The 18818-nt window shown below is 44.0% G+C and carries 9 protein-coding genes; 3 read left to right on the top strand and 6 right to left on the bottom strand.

Annotated elements, in window-relative coordinates:
- Window positions 1-7: 7 nt before the first annotated feature.
- Together Xenpb_RS12225 and Xenpb_RS12220 are read left to right on the top strand one after the other, a co-directional pair.
- Window positions 8-10036: an amino acid adenylation domain-containing protein gene (locus Xenpb_RS12225; protein ID WP_187654573.1), complete on the top strand. Its 10029-nt coding sequence runs from the start codon at window positions 8-10 to the stop codon at window positions 10034-10036.
- An 87-nt stretch (window positions 10037-10123) separates the two neighbouring features.
- Window positions 10124-11560 (top strand): MATE family efflux transporter, encoded by a 1437-nt coding sequence (locus Xenpb_RS12220; protein WP_222942960.1) that lies wholly within the window; start codon window positions 10124-10126, stop codon window positions 11558-11560.
- Window positions 11561-11929: 369 nt separating this feature from the next.
- Here the strand turns inward: Xenpb_RS12220 and pdxY are convergent, their stop codons facing one another.
- The 4 genes from pdxY to anmK form a co-directional block, all read right to left on the bottom strand.
- Entirely contained in the window at window positions 11930-12808 is an 879-nt protein-coding gene (pdxY, locus tag Xenpb_RS12215) for a pyridoxal kinase PdxY (protein ID WP_187654571.1), read from the bottom strand.
- Between the two features lie 102 nt (window positions 12809-12910).
- Complete coding sequence (gene tyrS / locus Xenpb_RS12210; RefSeq protein WP_187654570.1) at window positions 12911-14182, bottom strand: tyrosine--tRNA ligase; 1272 nt, start codon at window positions 14180-14182, stop codon at window positions 12911-12913.
- Between the two features lie 213 nt (window positions 14183-14395).
- Entirely contained in the window at window positions 14396-15049 is a 654-nt protein-coding gene (gene pdxH / locus Xenpb_RS12205) for a pyridoxamine 5'-phosphate oxidase (RefSeq protein WP_187654569.1), read from the bottom strand.
- Window positions 15050-15167: 118 nt separating this feature from the next.
- Window positions 15168-16277 carry an anhydro-N-acetylmuramic acid kinase gene (anmK, locus tag Xenpb_RS12200; RefSeq protein ID WP_187654568.1) on the bottom strand — a complete coding sequence of 370 codons (1110 nt, stop codon included), beginning with the start codon at window positions 16275-16277 and terminating at the stop codon, window positions 15168-15170.
- A gap of 334 nt (window positions 16278-16611) precedes the next feature.
- Here anmK and Xenpb_RS12195 point away from each other — a divergent pair, with 334 nt between their 5' ends.
- Window positions 16612-17085 (top strand): glycine zipper 2TM domain-containing protein, encoded by a 474-nt coding sequence (locus Xenpb_RS12195; RefSeq protein ID WP_187654567.1) that lies wholly within the window; start codon window positions 16612-16614, stop codon window positions 17083-17085.
- A 77-nt stretch (window positions 17086-17162) separates the two neighbouring features.
- On the opposite strand, the gene slyA is transcribed toward Xenpb_RS12195, so the two are convergent.
- Together slyA and Xenpb_RS12185 are read right to left on the bottom strand one after the other, a co-directional pair.
- Entirely contained in the window at window positions 17163-17600 is a 438-nt protein-coding gene (slyA, locus tag Xenpb_RS12190; RefSeq protein ID WP_187654566.1) for a transcriptional regulator SlyA, read from the bottom strand.
- Between the two features lie 677 nt (window positions 17601-18277).
- The gene (locus Xenpb_RS12185) at window positions 18278-18517 is read right to left on the bottom strand and encodes a DUF1289 domain-containing protein (RefSeq protein WP_187654565.1); all 240 of its coding nucleotides are present in this window, start codon (window positions 18515-18517) and stop codon (window positions 18278-18280) included.
- Window positions 18518-18818 lie beyond the last annotated feature (301 nt).

Below are 18818 nucleotides of genomic sequence, written 5' to 3'. Positions count from 1 at the left end.
AGATAAAATGATGGAACACATCTCATGCTCAAAACGACAATTAGTCGTTGAATTATTTGAAAGAAGCGCTGAGTGCCACGCCAATAAACCCGCTTTAATTAGCGCTCATGATACGCTGACCTTTAATCAATTAAATCAGCACGCAAACCAGCTCGCTTCTTTCCTGAGCAAAAAAGGCATTACCAAGGGAGATCCCGTTCTGTTCTGCTACGAACGCGGAGCGAATGCCATTATTTCATTAATTGCATTACTAAAAATTGGTGCTTTCTATGTACCAGTAAATCCGGATTTTCCAAGCGATCGCATCGCAATGGTTGCTGAAGATGCGCAAACACACTTTGCGCTCACAGACACTGCAACATCTCAGGCCCTTGATGGATTGGATATTGATGTCATCAACATCAGCACTCTTACACAACTAGACCTTTTTCCAACAGAAAATCCCGGCACGATATTGTCTGAAACAGACATTGCTTGGATCATTTATACCTCAGGCTCCACAGGCCGCCCCAAAGGCGTCATGGGCACGCATCTTGGGATGATCAACCGGCTGGAGTGGATGTGGCAGGCTCAACCCTTCCAGCCTGACGAAGTGTGTTTTCAAAACACCGCATTCACGACGGTAGATTCTTTCTGGGAAATTTTTGGTCCCCTTTGCCAAGGTGTGCCACTCCAGCTCTTACCTGACAACGTCGTAAAAGATGCCAATTTGTTGGTACCTGCACTGGCACGTTACTCTATTTACCGAATTTGCCTTGTGCCTTCCTATCTCAGCACCATGCTGACTATCTTCCCTGATCTCGGACAGCGTGTGCCAACCACCAAACTTTGGGTTGTGAGTGGGGAGCCATTAATTATCGATATCTGTAAACGGTTCTACGACAGCATGCCGGATGGCTGGCTATCTAACCAATATGGGCTGACCGAAAGCTGTGCAGATGTGACTTATTTTGATACACGTTCACTGCCCTTCACGCAATATGAAAGCGCCGGAGAGTTTTCTGTACCTATCGGTCGCCCAATAAACAATGTCCATTTACTTGTTCTTGATGAGAAAATGGGGCAAACGCCGATTGGAATCGAAGGCGAACTCTATATTGGCGGAGACAGTGTATCAGCGGGTTATCTCCGCCAACATGAACTCACCCGGCAACGGTTTATACAGATAGCCCCTGACACGGATATGTCCCAACAACTGGGTTTTCACGGAATTTTACTGCGTACAGGCGATCGCGCAGCCTGGCGCCAGGATGGTGAACTGGTCTACCTTGGTCGTGGGGATGATCAAGTGAAGATGAACGGCTACCGTATCGAATTGGGTGAAATAGAATCTGTGTTACAACGTCACCCCGATGTTCAGGACTCCGCTGCCACTGTTCAGCGAAACAGTCAAGGCCACCAACGCCTGACCGCATTTGTCACCATTAAGCCGGATGCCATCGCGCGTTCACATGCAATTCTGGCTGAAATACGCCAGTTGGTGGTTGCCAGACTGCCGGCCTATATGGTGCCCGGCCTTATATCATTTCTGGATGCCATACCGAAAACCAACTCCGGCAAATTAGACCGTAAGGCACTTGAACATCTGGTCGTTGATGTTCTTGCATTATCCCCCGATGAATATGTTGCCCCATCGGGTAAAACAGAAACTTGGCTCAGTCATCACTGGTCAAAATTATTGGATATCACCACTATCAGTGCTGAGGCCAATTTCTTTACTCTGGGCGGCCACTCTTTGCTGGCAACACAATTACTGTCAGCCATCAACAAACAGTTTGGCATGGCGCTTAGTCTGCGGCGCTTCTTTCAGGCGCCTACAATCCGTGCCTTAGCGGCACAGATAGATGGCGCTTCAAAAACAGAACACCGCTCAGAAATAGTGATTCCGCGTCAGGCGATATCTGAAAAATACCCGCTGTCTTTCCCTCAGCAACGACTTTGGTTCCTGTCACAACTGATGCCTGATTCAGCGGTTTATCATATCCCCATCGCCTTTGAATTGAACGGCACTTTAGATATCAAACGGTTACAACAGGCCTTCGTTCATGCCGCAAAACATCATCCATTGCTGCGTGCGCGATTTGTGCAAGAACATAATCAAGTGGTGCAAATCTTAGCTAATGCGATGACGGAGCTAAAAGTCCAGCATTGTGAAGAGCTGGCAAACCTTGATGGCGCCAGTCTGCAAACCGAGTTGGCCCAATTGCTCAGTATTGAAGCTACACATGCCATGGATTTGGAAAATGAGGGCGGATTGAGAGCAACCTTATTCCAGATTCATGAGCAGAAGCATTATTTGGCACTGACTTTCCACCATCTTATTACGGATGGCTGGTCACTCAGCTTGTATCTTCGCCAACTGGGCGAAGCCTACAATGTGCAGTGTGAGAAGACTTCACTTTCTACACTGCAAGATATCAGTTATTTTGATTTTGCCGTTTGGCAACAGACGCAAATCATGTCATCGGATATCAACAAACAGCTTGATTATTGGAAAGCGCATCTGCAAGACAGCGATGCCCTTCTGCCTCTTCCAACAGATAGGCCTCGTCCTAAATCCACCACTTATCGTGGCGCATTGCACCAGAGCAGAATCAGTAAAGAGACGCTGGAATCTATCAAACAGTTAGGTTTGAAACAGGGTGCAAGCCCTTTCATGTCCTTAATTGCTGTTTTTTCCTGCTTGCTCGCCCGTTATAGCGGTCGGGAAGATATTATTGTGGGAACTCCGGCAGCCAACCGTCATTATCCGGGGGTAGAAAATGTATTTGGCCTTTTCGTCAATACCGTTGCTATCCGCAGTGATTGCCGTGGAGAATTGACTTTCCCTGCCCTTCTGGAACAAGTACGGGATACCACACTCACCGCTTTTGAAAATCAGGATGTGCCATTTGAAAAAGTGGTAGAAGTTCTGCAACAAGAACGTGATCTCAGCTTTAACCCTATATTTCAGGTGATGTTCGATTATCAGCACCGGGATGAACTCAGGCTACAAATGCAAGGCGTTCATAGTCAGCCATTGCTGGTGGATTCAAACAGTTCTCGTTTTGATTTATCGATGACAGTATTGGAAGATGATGATGGTGCCCAGATCAAACTGGAATACTCAACCGATCTGTTTCAGGCAGAGACCATGAAGCGATTCTGTGCAAACTTCAATACCCTATTGGATGCCATCGTGCAGCAACCAAACGCTGCGCTGCACACTCATTCCGTCACGAATATTGAAGAAAACAGAACGTTATCACAATGGAATGAGACAAGTGCTGATTTCGATTTGGAGCGTAATGTCAGCGGATTATTCAGCCAGCAGGCAAGTATTCGTGGTGATGCCATCGCCGTAGTTTGTAAAGATCAGCAACTGAGTTACACAGAGCTCGACAACCGTTCTAACCAATTAGCCCATTATCTTCGCACCAAAGGGGCAGAGCCTGACAAATTGGTGGCAGTGTCGCTCGAACGATCTGTAGATATGGTTATCGCGCTGATGGCGGTGATGAAATCGGGTGCGGCCTATGTCCCGATTGATCCTGCATACCCAGCAGACAGAACCGAATACATGCTAACCCAGTCCAATGCCATTGCTTTAATCACCTCAGCTTCATTGAAAGATCAGCAAAACTGGCCGCAAAATAAAACGCTATTAATCGATACCGATTGGCCTGTTATTGCTGAATCAAGCAATTCTGCATTACCCGTACTTAGCAGGCCAGAAGATCTCGCTTACGTTATTTTCACATCTGGCTCAACAGGTACGCCAAAAGGTGTTCAGGTCATCCAACGCGGACTCAGTAATCTGCTTCTCGATATGCAACAACGGTTGAGAATAACAGCAGAGGATACCCTTTTGTCAGTCACGACAATTTCATTCGATATCGCTGGCCTGGAGCTATATCTGCCATTAATTTCTGGTGGACAGTTACGGATTGCAGATAAAGAGGAAGCCGCTGACGGTGAACGGTTGGCAGAGCTTATCACAACCAGCCATTGTTCAATGATGCAAGCAACACCGGTGACCTGGCGGCTCCTGTTAGAAGCGCACTGGCAATGCCCGACTGGATTCAAGATCCTTTGTGGCGGAGAAGCACTCAGTGAAGAGCTTGCTCATTCACTCGTCAGCACAGGGGCTGAGTTATGGAACGTATACGGGCCAACAGAGACGACCATTTGGTCTACCGCGGAGCGCCTATATCCTGATTTTGATAAAATCACCATTGGTCGCCCTATTGCCAACACCACTATCCATATTTTCGATAACCAGATGCAGCCAATACCGATTGGGGTGATCGGGGATCTTTATATTGGTGGTGCTGGCTTAGCACGTGGCTATCATCAACGTCCGGATTTAACCGCGGAACGTTTTATTGAACATCCCTCTTTAGGTCGTCTCTATTTTACCGGCGATGTTGCCCGATTTTTAGCCGATGGCCGCATTGAGTATCTTGGCCGTTCAGACAACCAGATAAAATTACGGGGTTTCCGAATTGAGTTGGGTGAAATTGAACAGTGTCTGGAACAAGCTCCGGCGGTAAAACAAGCAGTGGTTGTTCCTGTCAAAGGCCACTCTGGCGATACCAGTCTGGTTGCCCATATTATTCCGAAACATGAACACGCCTCAGCCGCAATGGATTTCAGCCTGTTCTACTTCTCTGCGGGTTTCGAGACATCGGCAAAAGAGAGCTATCAGCTCTATCTGGAAAGTGCAAAGCGTGCTGATGCCCTTAACTTTAAGGCAATATGGACACCAGAACGCCATTTCCATGCTGTAGGCGGCCAGTTCCCTAACCCTTCTGTTTTGGGCGCGGCTATCGCTATGATCACGAATAATATCCAGATCCGTGCAGGCAGTGTCGTTCTGCCACTTCATAATCCGATACGGGTTGTTGAAGAGTGGGCGGTTGTCGATAATTTGTCTAATGGTCGGGTCGGGTTGGCTTTCGCTTCTGGCTGGAACCCGAAAGACTTCGCCATACTGCCTGAGAACTTTGCTGACAGACGCGAAATCATGGCCGAACACATTGAAACGGTCAAAGCGCTGTGGCGTGGCGAAGCAATCACTGTCAAAGATGGCATCGGTAATACTGGCGAAGTCAGCGTATATCCAAGACCACAACAGGAAAATCTGGAAACGTGGATTACCGCAGCAGGCGATCCCTCTACTTTTGTAGAAGCGGGAAAAACAGGAGCCCATTTACTGACTCACCTTCTGGGACAATCTGTTGAAGTCCTACAGGAAAAAATTGCTCTTTATCGACAAACCCTGCGGGAATATGGACACAATCCAGCCGAAAAAACCATCACCTTAATGCTTCACGCCTTTGTCTGGAAGGATGAATCAGACGCGGTGGAAATCTGCCGCAAGCCTTTCTCTGACTATTTGCGTGCTCATTTATCCCTTGAGAAGATGGCAAAATCCTTTGGTAAGGAGGAAATGTTCGAAACAGAAGAAGAAGCAGAATCCATCATCGAACTTGCGTTTGAAAGATATTCCAAAACGTCTTCACTCATCGGCAGCGTTGAATCTTGCCTGAATATGGTACGCCAATTAAAAGAGATCGGGGTTGATGAAATCGCCTGTCTGGTTGATTTTGGCATCCAATCATCACGGGTATTGGAGGGGCTTGATTATCTGGGGCAATTGCAAGAGAAAGCCAAGACCTTGTACTCAGTAGATCGCAACCTGCTGAAAGAACACATGCGCAGCCAGCTTCCTGATTATATGGTTCCGGCACACATTATTGTTGACCAAAGTTTCCCGATGACGTCCAACGGTAAAGTGGATCGCAAACGCCTTATTGAGGACACACAAAAACAGGGGCTCACCCATATTGAGGAAGAAGAACGCCCTGCACAAACTGATACTGAGCATCGCTTAGTATCACTATGGAGTGAAATACTTGGTTTAGAAGTACGTAATATCGGCGCAAACTTCTTTACTCTGGGAGGGCATTCATTACTCGCCGCACAGTTGATCGCAAAAATCCGCAGTTCGATGCAGGTTAATTTGCCTCTGCGCGCAATTTTCGATGCCCCAACGATTTCTCAATTGGCCCAGAAAATTGAAGGATTGCTGGACAATAGCGTAAATCCGGCTTCCCCAACTCACACTGAAAGGACATCAAATTTACTCTCTTGCGCAACTTCACATATTGCACCTTTATCATTCGCTCAAGAGCGGTTATGGTTCATTTCCCGACTGCAACCAAACTCACCGCTATACAATGTTCCTATCGCCTTTGTCTTAGAAGGTCTGTTAGACAAGCCAGCATTTGTTCGGGCATTTCGTGAATTGTTGGTATCTCATGAAGTTTTCCGTTCAACGATTAATCAGGAGAATGAGCAACCTGCGTTGAATATCAGCGCCAATGCCCCTGATATCCTGCAATTTGTTGATGGTAAAGCGTTCGCCAATGATCAGCACTGGCTGCGTAATCTCAATATGTCGTTGCAAAGCGAAGCAATCCAACCTTTCGATATTGAGCATGGGCCACTTATTCGGGCCAGCCTGATAGAGATAAGCGCCACTCGCAATGTCTTTTTCATGAATGTTCATCATCTGATCTGGGATGGTTGGTCACGAACCATCTTCCTGCATGAACTTGGACAACGATACAGCGCTATCATCGAAAACAGATCGATCCCCATCGATAAGCAAGGACTGTGTTATAGCGAGTTCGCTACTTGGCAACGTCAGTATCTATCTCATCCGGATCTTCAACATCAGGCAGATTATTGGCGCACTAAGCTATCCGGTGCCCCGGATTATTTGGCCTTGCCAACAGACTATACACGTCCGGCACAATTGGGATATCACGGAAAAGTACTCAACTCCCGGATACCTTACGAAACCTATATGCAGTTACGTAAATTAGGCGAACAGAGCGGTGCCACTTTATTTATGATGCTGCTTACCGCCTATAAGGCCCTGTTGTTCCGCCTGACTACCCAAGAAGATCTTGTTGTCGGCGTTCCCATCGCCAACCGGCATTATCAGGGTGTTGAAAAGACCATTGGCCTGTTTGTTAACACCGTTGCTATCCGCAGCCAGTGTGCTCCTGAGATGCCGTTCAGCCAATTCTTGGAAGTCGTCAAGAACAATACACTGGATGCTTATGAACATCAGGATATTCCGTTTGAACGAGTCGTGGAAATCTGTCAGGCCAAGCGCGGGCTTAACCAGCATCCGGTGTTTCAGACGATGTTTGATATGCAAAACGAAAACGAATGGCAACTGGATTTGCCTCATGTAAAAACAACGTTCTTCGAAGTCGATACGCAAATCGCCCGCTTTGATCTATTACTTGCCGTCAAAGAAGATAGCCACGGGCTTGAGCTGGCTTTTGAATATTCGACAGAACTGTTCCGTGAAGAGTCTATCCGTCACTTTGCCGACAGTTTCGCTGCCTTACTTCAGGCAATCGCGAATACGCCAAAACTGGCGCTGGCAAACATACCACTGCAAACAGGTTCGCTGTCCATACCTACGGCATCAATATCTAAGGCCGAAGGTAATGTTGTGTCGATCTTCAGGCAACAAGTCAGCGCTAATCCTGATGCCATTGCACTCATCACAGGGGAACGCTCAATCAGTTATGTTGAGTTGGATGCAAAATCATCAGAACTTGCAGACTTCCTGCAACTCAAAGGAGTTTCGTATGAAACGCCTGTCGGTATGTTGTTACGCCCTTCGCCTGAAGCCATCGTTACGATTCTGGCAATACTCAAAGCGGGAGGAATGTACGTCCCTGTTGATAATGACTATCCAATAGAAAGAATTAATCTCATCCTGAACGATGCGAAAGTGAGATGTCTGATTACTGACGATGACACAAAGGACAAATGTAAAGCGTTTGAGGGTGAAATCATCTATCTAAACTCAATTAACGAGTTGCCTTACGCTGAAGGCGCTATTTCTGAGCAGATAAGAGATATCAAGCGGGACAATCTGGCCTATGCTATTTATACCTCCGGTTCCACAGGTCTGCCCAAAGGCGTTTGTGTTGAACACCAAAGTATTATAAGGCTGGTGAAAGAAAACGGTTTTCTGGATATATCGCCAGAAGATCGGATTGCTCTCGCATCCAGTCTGGCATTCGACGCTGCCACATTTGAGATTTGGGGAGCACTACTCAACGGTGCTACGTTGGTCATTTTGGATAAAACAACCGTGCTGGACCCTCACAAATTGTTTTCCGCCATTCGCGAAGCGTCTCTCAGCGTGATGTGGTTGACATCCAGCCTATTCAACCAACAAATCTCCGCTGTCCCGGATATGTTCCAGCCATTGCGTGCTCTCATCATTGGTGGTGAAGCCCTGAGCGTTCCGCATATTCAAGAATTGTTAAATAGCGGACAAGGGCCAGAAAAACTTATTAACGGTTATGGGCCAACTGAAAATACCACTTTCTCAACAACATATGATATTACCAGCCATAAGAATGACTTCGTACGAGGAATTCCTATCGGGCGCCCAATCAATAACACTTGTGCCTTTATTCTGGATAAGCAATTAAACCCATGCCCTGTTGGTGTTGTCGGTGAATTGTATTTCGGGGGACAAGGTCTGGCTCGTGGTTATCTCAACCGACCGGAGTTGACCCGCGAACGCTTTATTGAACTTCGCACAACAGACAACCTCTCTTTGCGGTTGTACAAAAGTGGCGATTATGCCCGATATCTCTCCAGCGGTGATATTGAATATCTTGGCCGGTCAGATGATCAAGTGAAACTTCGTGGTTTTAGGATCGAATTAGGGGAAATTGAAGCCGCCATGCTGACATATCCCGGCATTCACGCCGCGGTTGTTGTCATGCTCCAAGAGGAAAATGGTGATAAAGAGCTGGCAGCTTACTTTTGTACCAATGTAACGCCAACACCTGAGTGGATCGGACAGCTCCGCCAGGCGCTTTCAACACGCATTCCAGAATTTATGATCCCGACATCTTTTACGCCTGTTGATGAGATCCCGCTCAACGCCTCTGGCAAACTTGATCGTCGGCGTTTACCTGCGGTTTCTCGTCTGCAACTCAAAGACAATGCTTACCAAGCACCCCGTACTCATATTGAGCGAGCGTTAACCGAGTCTTTCCAAGAGGTTTTGGGACTGGAGCAAGTAAGTATTACCGATAATTTCTTCCAGATTGGAGGCCACTCATTACTCGCCCTGCGACTTGTTGTCGCTATCGAAAATAAGTTGGGTAAGCCTGTACAAATCATAGATATTTTCCAACATCCAACACCAAAAGAGCTGGCAGAAATCTTTGATGAAGTGACGCTGGATCCAGACAAAGAAATCTTGTTAACCATTTCAGAAACGGATTCCGATGAGGCTATTTTCCTTGTGCATCCTGTTTTTGGTTTGGCGTTTCCATATCTTGCCCTGAGTAAGCGTATGTCGGGCAAACGGATCTTTGGATTAAATAACCCTACCTTTGGTCAAAAGCAGGGGCGTTTTATCAGCATAGAACAACAAGCTGAGCACTATGTTGCCGCAATTCGTAAAGTACAACCCAATGGGCCTTACCATTTAGGAGGATGGTCTTATGGTGGCGTAGTTGCTTATGAAATGGCTCAACAGTTGCGTACCATGGGTCAAGAGGTTGAAATGCTTGTCCTGATAGATAGTTTCTTTGCATCAAATCGCTATTGGCAACAACCTGATGAGATCGCGTTGCAAGACTTTATGTCTAAGGAGGGCGTTGATCCTGAAAGTACATTTGGTAAAGCGTTCTCGGTTGAGTTACAGCATAATCCAGAACTGCTGATGAACTATCAGCCACGTCCTTACGTGGGTCGTGTCGCACTGATACAAGCGTCACAGGAGCGAGAACACAACAATCCGCTTATTTTTGACAATCTTGTTAATCATTGGGAAGCGTTAGTTGAGGGTGAATTTAACACCTATCGCATTAACGCTACCCATGATGATATTTTTAAGGAAGATAATATCGAGGAAACAGCGGATATCCTCAAACAGATATTTGCCCAACAAGGTGCTTTACCTGAAACCCATATACTCATCAGTGAAACCGAGTAATCAGTAACAAGGTAATAGCTAAAAAACAACTGCCCCACAGCCATTCTCCTGTGGGGTATATTTATAAATTTGAGCAAGGATGTAAATTTGAATAGATACCTTCGAATAAAAAATATGATTAAGCCCCCTAATTGGCTGGATGATATACGCTCCATTCTGATGCTTGCGATTCCGTTAATTATTTCTCAATGCGCGCAAAGCGGAATTTTATTCATCGATACATTATTGATGGGGCAACTCGGGCCACAGGCACTGGCAGCAGGTGCATTGGCTATTTCGGCATTTTACTTATGCTATATATTGTCATTCGGTGTCATCTCCGCGGCTGGCAATTTGGTTGCCATCTATCATGGCGCAGGCCGACGCCGTGATATTGTTTCTGCCATTCGTTGTGGATTACTTCTTGCACTGTTTTTATCTTTTGGAATGGGAATACTCTTGTGGAATATTACCCCACTAATGTTGATGCTTGGACAACCACCAGATACAGTAGAAATGGCTCAGGAATTTTTGTACATACTCGTTTGGGGGATGCCATTTGGCCTTTTATTTCTCGCATTGAGAGGATTCACCGCCGGCATTGGTAAACCGGGCCCTATTCCCTTCATTATGTTCAGTGCACTTATCCTCTCTGGTAGTTTAGGGTGGGTTTTATCGAAAATGATGGGGATATGTGGTATCGCCATTGCTTCTGCTATTACATATGGTTATATGGGAATCATATTTGTTGTGATCCTATGTCTGCATCCCGACTACAAACGTTATCCAATCTTTACCCGGTTAACCCGCAAAGACTTAGCTACCATGCCCGAACTCCTTAAAATTGGGATACCTACCGCGGGAACTCTTGGTCTGGAAAATAGTTTGTTTAATGGCTGTGCCTGGCTAATGGGAGCTTTAGGTGCCATCACTTTGGCCGCTCATCAAAGCCTCATGCAATTGGTCATCACAAGTTTCACGGTGCCACTGGGTCTGATGTATGCAGTTTCCATGCGTGCAGGGCAGGCCTCAGGTGCTGGAAACTGGCGTAAAGTACATAACTTATCCTGGATTGGAAATGCCTTAATTTTATTATGGTCATCATTGGCTATCTCAGTCTTATTACTGATCCCAAATGAATTATTGTCCCTTTTTCTACCTTCAGATGTAAATCAGGCAACTGAGGCCAAAAATATAGCATTAATGTTAGTGCCGTTTGCTGCCCTGCTATGCTTGCTGGATGGTTGGCAAACAATGGTATGTGGACTTCTCCGTGCTCTCAAGGATACACAAGTTACGGTTATTATTTCTGGAGTAAGTTATTGGGGAATTGGATTACCCATCGCATGGTGGCTATCGCAGTATTCTCTCGGCCCTGCGGGTGTATGGTGGGGCATGTGTACCGGGTTGTTTATCGCTTGTCTTGTAATGCAAATCCGGTTGCGAATGCTGTTACGGCATCAGAAGACAACGTTCTCTGCAACAGCAAAATGCCCTGCTTCAAGAGCGACTGCACCCCTGCCTACAGCAGGACATGATTGCTAGCTCCAAACCCATGCGGAACCTCTTAAGGTTGCCCGAACAAGTGATCCCCAGTGATGCCAGCATCTTACAAAATTGGATAGTTCTGGATTGGTACATTTAAACAGTTATATGGATAAGATTAAACAGCGTCTATATGTTTATGATGCTTTAACAGCAGAAGGGTTAATTTAAATCTGAAAAAGATATTTTTAATGCCATAAGCTTCCGGTGACTTACTACCGGAAGCTGAATATAATTTATACCCTTAATCTTCCAAGTTGCCGCTTTGCTGGCTGTGCTCACCCCATACATAATTTGCTATGCCCGGAGATTCGTTCTCTTGCCGTTGTGCGACATACTTAAATTCACTGGGTATATCATCTTTAACGATCAGTCAATTTGTGATGCTTTGAATTGATGTGTTGGTTTAACTATCTTATCTTGAGCAGCAACGAGCTGTAATTCAAACTCCTCACTTTTTTGCGTTTCCAACATCACTTCATAAACTGCCGCTGCAATATGTTCTAATGCAGCTTGTAGTGCTACGTTTGTCAAAGACGGGCTTTTCAATAGATTGACGAGGAATAAGCCACTGGTTAAGTCACCAACACCAACTGGTTGACGCACTCCTGTATCAATCAATGGGCGACTAACATGCCAACTATGTTCTTTAGTCACTAAGAGCATTTCAAAACAATCTGTTCGGTAACCTGCACGGCTTAAGTGCTTAACTAACACTAGCTTAGGACCTTTTTCACATAATTCACGCGCTGCGGATATGGCTTGTTCTACATTTTCAATTTTCCGCATAGCCAGTGTTTCAAGTTCCAGTAAATTGGGTGCAATAATATCACTGGCGGGTAATACCTTCTCACAAAAAAATTCAGCAACACCGGATGCAACAATACATCCCTTTTCTGGGTGTCCCATGACAGGATCGCAGAAATACCATGCTTCAGGATTAGCTTTCTTAACCTGCTTCACAATATCGAGAATATGATTCCCCTGCTCCGCAGAGCCGATATAACCACTCAGAACAGCATTGCAAGATGCCAATTTATCAATTTCGCTAATTCCCTGCACAATTTCTGTCAGATGTTCTGGCGGCATTACACATCCACGCCATTGGGGATATTGGGTATGGTTAGAAAACTGAACCGTATTTAATGGCCATACGTTCACTCCCATACGGCTCATAGGAAAAACAGCCGCGCTGTTTCCCGCATGACCAAAGACTACATGAGACTGAATTGAAAGAATATTTTTCATTATAAGGCCTAATTTATATTTTAAGATCCGTGAGTAGCTGATAAAGATGCCAGATACTTAAAGGGCAACATCACTGTTGCCCTTTAATAACATCTTTATGAATTATTTCCAGTCGATAAGGCAATAATGTTTTTTACCACGACGTAACAAAGTATAACGCCCGAACAAACGATCACCGTCCGTAAATACATACATAGGCTCAGATTGTTTTTCGCCATTGATGGAAACTGCATTGGAACTGATCATAGTACGCGCTTGCCCACGGGAAGGAACAAACTCAGCAGAAACCAGGGCTTGTTGCAAGTCAGCCCCATTTTCAAGTTCAATCGCTGGCATACCGTCCTGAGCCAGTTGAGCAAAGTCATCTTCAGTCAAATCAGCCACAGCACCGGAGAATAAACTCTCAGTAATACGCTTAGCCGCAGCAAGACCTACTTCCCCATGGACTAATTTGGTAACTTGCTCTGCCAATATATACTGCGCACGTGGTGCTTTACCGCTATTTTTATCTTCTTCTTCCAGCGCATTAATTTCTTCAATGCTCATGAAAGTAAAGAATTTCAGGAAACGGTAAACATCTGCATCTGCTGTGTTAATCCAGAACTGGTAGAATTTGTATGGACTGGTTCTCTTCGGATCCAACCAAACTGCCCCACCTTCAGTCTTACCGAATTTAGTGCCATCTGATTTAGTGATCAGTGGTACTGTCATACCAAATACTTGTTTCTGGTGTAAACGACGAGTCAAATCAATACCTGAAGTAATGTTGCCCCACTGATCTGAACCACCAATCTGCAATTCAACACCATATTTTCCATTCAGGTTAGCAAAGTCATAGGACTGTAACAGGTTATAAGAAAATTCTGTGTAGGAAATACCAACATCATCGCGATTTAAACGTTGCTTCACCGCTTCTTTGTTGATCATCTGATTAACGGAAAAATGCTTACCAATATCACGCAGGAAAGTCAGCACATCCATTTGACCAAACCAATCATAGTTATTGGCTAACTCTGCACCATTTTCACCATCAAAACTAAGGAATGGCGAAACCTGCTTGCGAATTTTCTCAACCCATTCTTTGACTGTTTCTTCTGTGTTTAATTTGCGTTCAGTTGCTTTAAAGCTAGGATCGCCAATCAAACCTGTCGCACCACCGACCAACGCAATAGGCTTATGCCCAGCAAGTTGGAATCGTTTTAAACACAGCAAGGGAACCAGATGGCCCAAATGCAAGCTGTCAGCGGTAGGATCGAAGCCACAATAGAGAGAAACCGGACCTTGCGCCAGTCTCTCAGCTAACGCCTCTTCATCCGTTACCTGGGCAACAAGGCCCCGCTCTTGCAGTTGTTTTATCAGGTTATTGCTAGACATTAATGACTCCATCGGTTTGTATACTTTACCTATATACCTATATAAGTATCTCGTTATAAATCACGTGCTATAGCATAAAACGCCAGTAATATAAGTGCCAGTATTAAAAACGGTAATTACACCCTTTGCCTTTCAAATCACTGCATTATTGACTGCAATTCGAAGGTCATTGAGGTTCATTCGGTACAGGGCATTTTGTATAAGGTAAGGTTGTTAAGGCGCTAAGCGATCAATATGCCATTTATCACCTTCACGCTGATACAAAAACCGATCGTGAAGACGATGGGCGCCTCCCTGCCAGAATTCCACAGAATCAAATTCAACTCTGAATCCCCCCCAAAAACTGGGTAAAGGAACTTCTCCATTAAGAAACTTTTGCTTCAGCTCCAAGAACTTACCTTCCAAAATACCTCTGGCAGAAATTCGTGAAGATTGTTGAGAAGCCCAAGCGGCAATTTGGCTATCTCTTGGACGGCTATGGAAATATTTTACGACTTCAGTAGGTGACAGCTTTTCCGCCTTACCGAGAAAACTGACCTGCCTTTCCAATTGATACCATGGGAAATGGAGGCTAATTCGATTATTCTGGGACAGATGCTTCGCCTTCCGACTACCAAGGTTGGTATAAAAAACTAAGCTGTGAGCGTCAAAATGTTTTAATAGAACAATACGCTGGTAAGGTTGACCATGTTCATCTACTGTAGCAATACACATTGCCGTCGGATCGCTTAATTTAGCCTCACAGGCCTGCTTTAACCAATGTTCAAAAAGTTCAATGGGTTCTTTAGTAAGATCTTTGCGCCTTAATCCACCGCGTATATATTCGCGGCGCAATTCCGCAATGGCTGTTTCATTATGTTCAGACATTTCTAACTCTCGATTTTTTAATGAGTATTAGCATATCATTGCTATCTACTGGCTAACTTATAAAGCGAACTATATAGAACTAACTATATAGCCACGCCAAATAGCTACCAACTGATTTTTATCTCATTACAGGGTAAATTGCCCCTAAAATCGTTTCCCTGTCAGCTCCCGTTACTGATGGCAAATTACCAGACAATCCGGACATGGTTCGGAATGCCAACCAAGCAAATGCCAGTGCTTCCATGTCATCACCACTCAATCCATATTTGTCTGTCGTAGCCACTTCAGAATCTGGCAATAAAGCTGATAACCGGCTCATCACAAGCGGATTTCTGGCCCCACCACCACAAACCAGAAGACGCTCACATCCACCACTCAATTCAACTTGCTGGGCAATACTTACAGCCGTTAATTCAGCCAGTGTTGCCTGAACATCCACAGGTGAAATATCAGGAAAATCAGCCAACTGCCTTTCCAGCCATGCCATATTAAAGTATTCGCGTCCTGTGCTCTTTGGTGCAATACGTGCAAAATAAGGGTCAGAAAGCATTTTCTGGAGTAAAGATTCATTGACAATGCCTTCACTGGCCCACAACGCATCTTTGTCATATGGTATTTGCTTATGCTGCCATGTCCAGGCATCCATCAACATATTCCCAGGCCCGGTATCATATCCCTTAACCGCAGAATTAGGCAGAAGCGCGGAAATATTCGCAATACCACCAATATTCAAAATAACACGCCTCTCTGCCGGGTGACCCAATACCGCCATATGGAATGCAGGAACCAAAGGTGCTCCCTGCCCACCATAAGCCATATCACGTCGTCTGAAATCACCTACAGTTGTAATATTGGTCAATGCTGCCACACGATTATTGTCGCCAATTTGCATAGTAAACGGTTTCTCTCCATCTGGCTCATGCCATACCGTCTGCCCATGACACCCGATTGCAGTAATATCGCTCGCGGTCAGAGCTACCTTATCCAACAACCCTTGCACAGCCTCGGCAAAAAGAGTACCAAGTTCATAATCAAATCTTCCCACCATTGATAATGTCGTTTGCTGCCCCTGACAGATGGAAAGCAATTTTTGTTTCAGTTCTTGTGGGAAAGGATGGTTATAACTCACTTGCTGAGTAACGGCTTTATCACTAATCTCCGCCAGAATAACATCAACTCCATCCATGCTGGTGCCAGACATAACACCAATATAACGCCCTGACTTCATAAATATTCCCCTATTAAAGAATGGATTACATTTAATCTTGAGTAAACTATAAAGCACATCGACTCGGACTATATATGTTTAATGATTATTATCAGAGATAAAATCTGAGTTTTGGAAAGCTCTTCACAAAACATGCTAAACTTTTGGTCAGGAATTATTCCTTTCGGAGTTGATTGTGGACACTTATTATATATGCAGATATGAATCATTAGTGGTTGGCAAATTTATTCTTCCTGCCGCTAGCAATAGTATCTGTTACTAACAATAGTAGCCGAATGCTTGGTTATAGGTTTATTATCAAGCTTCTCTATCAGGTATTAAAATAGGAGTGACTATGTTAAAACGTTTCCTGGTTGGTGCAGTTGTCCTTACCACATTGTCTGGTTGTGCAGACATGGGAGCGCTTTCTAGTGATACTTATTCCATTGATCAAGCCAAACAAGCTCAAACTGTAACCTATGGCACCATTCTGTCTGTACGTCCTATCACTATCAAAGGTAATCAAGCTGGCGATCCTAATATGTTAGGTCTCATTGGCGGCGCTGTTTTAGGTGGGTTGTTAGGTAATACGGTCGGTGGTGGTTCTGGTCAAAAGCTTGCTACAGCCGCAGGTGCTATTGCCGGTGGTCTGGCTGGACAAGGCATCGAAGGTGCTATAGACCAAACGAAAGGTGTTGAGTTAGAAATTCGTACGGACAGCGGAAAAAATATCATCGTAGTACAAAAACTAGATCAGGTCAGATTCAACAGAGGACAACGAGTCAGAATTGCTAACAGTGGAGATTCTCTGACTGTATCACCACTCTGAAACATTCAAGTAGCACAAAACTAAAAAATCGCGGATTGCCAGTATCTGGACCGCGATTTTATATTATTAATTAACTTTTATATGACCTGTTTATGTAATTGGTTAATATTTTTTTCGATTTTTTTTATTACGGAGGATAGAAGAATTAACTCATCATGAGTAATTCCCTCCAAAATTTCTTTCCTTGTCAAATCAATAACACTATCCACTTCTCTGATAAAAGTTTCAGATTCTCCGGTTAATTTGATTCTTTTGGCTCGCCGATCATTGGCACATGTGTGACGCGTAATCAGTTTCTTTTCTTCTAATTGATCAAGAGTTCTCACCAGAGATGGCTGCTCAATACCAATAGCTTTCGCGAGCTGTATCTGTGACTGCTCTGGTGGCAGCTGACTAATATTGTATAGAGTAACCCAATGCGTCTGAGTTAATTTCAACGGTTTCAAACGATGATCAATTAAAGCGCGCCAAACACGAACTAAACGTGCCAGGTCTGATCCCAATGTCAATTCCAATTACCCCTCCTTATAATTAGAGACTCATATAACATCAATGAATTACCCAATCAGTTTATTCATATGAATAATGGATACGCACCCTATATCATTCTTACATTAGCAGAGTCAGAAATTTTGCTAATTACCTAATTAGTGTCGCGTTGGCTTGTTACTCAAAGTTGACATCTTCGTCGCCCTAAAGAGCGAAGTTTTACGGCGCACCGAATAAAATCGCGCATTAATCCACCAACGATATAAACTGTATAAAATAATCCTCCAACTAAACTATTGTAAGTTTAAATATCAACTAAAAAAATACAATCCCCCAAAATATATACATTTCCACTCGGTTAAAGTTCTATAAGAATAACCGCCATCCAAATACTAATCTATATATTTTTACATTAATATCATTTTTCTCTTAATGATAGCGTCAACTTTAGAATAAAAAACATAAAAAACAATAAGATAACAAAGCAGCACTTTTATTGTTCAATAAATAATTCTTTAATAAGAAATTTTTACTGAAACATTTCAATTATCCAATGCGAGTGATATTTTAGAGCGACTTATGTCAAATAAAAGATATTTAATACAGGCATTACATCATTTATTACTGGTAATATTTCTTATTTCCACGGTAATTATGAAACCTTATTCATATAAGAGTTCTTTTTCGGCAATTCAGTATAAAACTAAAATAATCCTGGATGCTCTGGTATAATATTTCTTTCTTTCGCTTTTATTTTTAACTCCCTTAGATATCTATGATGACATAAGTGCAATATTTTTCTTTTTTCACCATCTGATAATTTCATCCATATAAATCGCTCCTCTCTGCTCCGATAGCATCCTCGACAAAAACCGCGGGAGTCAGATTCACAGATCCCTCGGCAAGGGTTTGGAATAGCAAAAAATTCTAATTGTTCAGCCATCTCATCCTCCCGCATTCAGGTTTATAAGCCTCTTCTCCACAAAGAGTTTACTATGTTGACCAGTATAAAACCATATTGTAACAATTTATAACAAAAACAATAACAAAATAAAACAAAATAAAAGGACAAATTGAATCATTTTATCTATACACGTTGTAGTTGTATCAACTATAAAAGAGAGCTGCCTGGATTTCATTGGATAAGCCCGTAATCACTCAACATCTGTTTGAAATTACTATGTTTTTCATTTTTCTTGTTTTCGTGCATTCAAGGCTATTTTGTCATTATCAGCACCCCATGC

The sequence above is a fragment of the Xenorhabdus sp. PB62.4 genome (genome assembly GCF_014467285.1).
GTDB lineage: Bacteria > Pseudomonadota > Gammaproteobacteria > Enterobacterales > Enterobacteriaceae > Xenorhabdus.
The sequence above is the reverse complement of the archived record's forward strand: the minus strand, read 5'-3'. Positions and strand labels throughout refer to the sequence as shown.

Excerpts from the sequence above, each read along its gene's own strand:
- Xenpb_RS12225 (WP_187654573.1), top strand. The coding sequence starts at position 8 with ATGATGGAACACATCTCATGCTCAAAACGACAATTAGTCGTTGAATTA.
- pdxY (WP_187654571.1), bottom strand. The coding sequence starts at position 12,808 with ATGAAAAATATTCTTTCAATTCAGTCTCATGTAGTCTTTGGTCATGCG.
- tyrS (WP_187654570.1), bottom strand. The coding sequence starts at position 14,182 with ATGTCTAGCAATAACCTGATAAAACAACTGCAAGAGCGGGGCCTTGTT.
- pdxH (WP_187654569.1), bottom strand. The coding sequence starts at position 15,049 with ATGTCTGAACATAATGAAACAGCCATTGCGGAATTGCGCCGCGAATAT.
- anmK (WP_187654568.1), bottom strand. The coding sequence starts at position 16,277 with ATGAAGTCAGGGCGTTATATTGGTGTTATGTCTGGCACCAGCATGGAT.
- Xenpb_RS12195 (WP_187654567.1), top strand. The coding sequence starts at position 16,612 with ATGTTAAAACGTTTCCTGGTTGGTGCAGTTGTCCTTACCACATTGTCT.
- Xenpb_RS12185 (WP_187654565.1), bottom strand. The coding sequence starts at position 18,517 with ATGGCTGAACAATTAGAATTTTTTGCTATTCCAAACCCTTGCCGAGGG.